At 66.3% G+C, this 504-nt stretch carries 1 pseudogene; it reads left to right on the top strand.

Annotation, left to right across the window (positions count from 1 at the left end):
* Positions 1–345: 345 nt before the first annotated feature.
* Positions 346–504 (top strand): annotated as a pseudogene (locus tag HMPREF0321_RS17480) (SAM-dependent methyltransferase); the annotation flags it as partial.

Raw genomic sequence — 504 nt, 5'->3', positions numbered from 1 at the left:
CGTCTTGATGTCTGTGCGCTTGGGCATGGTCTCGACCGGTTCCGTGCGGGCGCACACGGCCCGTCCGATCGCAAGGAGCGGAGGCCAGCGCGTGCCCAAAGATGAATGCTAGGCGCTCGCTATAGACGGGCGAGGCGCGGGGGGAAGCGGAAAGCGCTTCTTCCTGTCATGCGCGCACAGGCGAGCGAGACTCCCCCTTTGCGCAGTTGAGCTCCTCCGAGCGGGGTATAGCATCGGCATCCGCGATGGCGTCGAGCCGGTTCGCGTCAGGCCCGGCCACGCCCTCCCCAACCAGAGGAGCTTGGCCATGCGTGAATCCGACCCGCCAAAAGCCTCGATGCCTTGGTGGGACGTCTCGTCGGGGATGTCGGAGCCTGCGTCACCGGCTCGCTCATCGTCCTCGGCGATCAGCTCGGCCTCTACAAGGCGATGGCCGATGGTAAGCCGGTCACCGCTGCGGAGCTGGCCGGCAAGACCGGCCTGAAAGAACGCTATGTCCGCGAA

It is taken from the genome of Dermacoccus sp. Ellin185 (assembly GCF_000152185.1).
Classification (GTDB): Bacteria; Actinomycetota; Actinomycetes; order Actinomycetales; family Dermatophilaceae; genus Dermacoccus; species Dermacoccus nishinomiyaensis.
The sequence above is the reverse complement of the archived record's forward strand: the minus strand, read 5'-3'. Positions and strand labels throughout refer to the sequence as shown.